The 1,726-nt window shown below is 63.8% G+C and carries 1 protein-coding gene; it reads right to left on the bottom strand.

What is annotated here, in order from left to right; translation table 11 throughout:
• Positions 1 to 1,726: condensation domain-containing protein (locus ACFQUU_RS29210; RefSeq protein WP_382252135.1), on the bottom strand; the 1,726-nt coding region annotated here is incomplete at both ends.

Genomic DNA, 1,726 nt, shown 5'->3' with positions numbered 1-1,726 from the left:
TGGATGCACTGGTCTTGCGGATAGTCGGCGTGCGTTGCGTTCCAGTCCACCAGCAACTGCGTGCGTTCCTGCTCGTCCAACAGCGGCAGCCACGCAACCTGCAGGCTGTCGTTGTCCACCATCGCCGTCAATGCACGCTGCAGGTAACCCAGCATGCGTTCGACGCTGGCGCGCTCAAACAGTGCCGTTGCATATTCCAATCCACCGGCAACCACGTCGCCGTCCTCGCCCAGGTTCAGGGTCAGGTCAAACTTGGCGGTACTGCCCTGCGCTCCGTACGGCATGCAATCTATGCCGGGCAGCTCCAGTCGGCCAGCGTCGTTGTTCTGCCAGGCGAACATCACCTGGAACAGCGGACTGTGCGCCAGGCTGCGCTCGGGCTTGACCAGCTCGACTACCTGCTCGAACGGCAGGTCCTGGTGTTGCTGCGCGGCCAGTGCCTGTTGCTTCACGTGCTGCAGCAGCTTCCCGACAGCCCGCTGGCCAGATAGGTCGATACGCAGCGCCAGCGTGTTGAGGAACAGGCCCATCAGCGGCTCGACCTCGGCACGCAAGCGGCCAGCCATCGGCGTGCCAATCACCACCTCGTCCTGCCCCGACAGCCGCGACAGCACCGCTGCCCAACCTGCCAGGACAGTCATGAACAGCGTGGTGCCATGGCGACGGCTCAGCGCCTTCAGGCCCGCCGTCAGTTCGGCATCCAGTTCCAGTCCAACCACATCGCCCGCATAGTCCTGCACCGCCGGACGCGGCCGGTCGGTCGGCAACTCCAGCAATGCCGGCGCCCCCGCCAGCGTCTGCTGCCAGTAGGCCGCCTGCGCCTGCAGCACCTCGCCATCGATCCAGCGCCGCTGCCAAACTGCATAGTCGGCGTACTGGATAGAGAGCGGCGACAACGGATCTTCCTTACCGTTGCTGAAGGCGTTGTACAGCGCGCTGAACTCGTTGATCAGCACGCCCTGCGACCAGCCGTCCGAGACGATGTGGTGCATCGTCACCAGCAATACATGCTCGTCGTCGGCCATCCGGATCAGGCGGCCTCGCACCAACGGGCCGGTGGCCAGATCGAACGGTGCTGCGGCTTCGGCCTCGGCTAATTCGCTTAGTGCAGTTTCGGCGTCGTTCTCGTTGCGCAGGTCGTGTTTCTGCAATACAAAGCCAGTATCAGCGGCAATGCGCTGCACCGGCTGGCCGTGTTCCAGCACAAAGGTAGTGCGTAATGCTTCGTGGCGCGCGACGATGCGGTCCAGTGCCTGCTGCAATGCGTTGCGGTCGAGCGTGCCCTGCATACGCAGTCCCAGCGGGATGTGATAGGCCTGACTGACACCTTCCATTTGCGACAGGAACCACAGCCGTTGCTGTGCGAACGACAGCGGCAGCGCGTCTGCACGCGACGCCAGCGTGATGGCCGGCAGTTCGCTTTGCGCGGCGTGACCGACGGCTGTTGCCAGCGCCGACAGGCTGGTATGGGTGAACAGTTCAGTCACGCCCAGTTCCACGCCCAGCACTTCGCGGATGCGCGACACCACCCGCATGGCCAGCAGCGAATGACCGCCCAGGTCAAAGAAGTGGTCGTTGCGTCCTATCTGTTGACTGTCAAGATTCAGTACTTCGGCCCAGATCGCGGCCAGTGCAGTTTCGACTTCGCCTTGCGGTGCTTCGTACGCACGCACCGCATACGCTTCGCCGTCCGGCGTCGGCAGCGCCTTGCGGTCGAGCTTGCCGT

This window comes from Herbaspirillum sp. GCM10030257, assembly GCF_042666555.1.
Lineage (GTDB): Bacteria > Pseudomonadota > Gammaproteobacteria > Burkholderiales > Burkholderiaceae_D > Noviherbaspirillum.
Note: the sequence above shows the minus strand (reverse complement) of the source record. Positions and strands in the feature narration are given on the sequence as shown.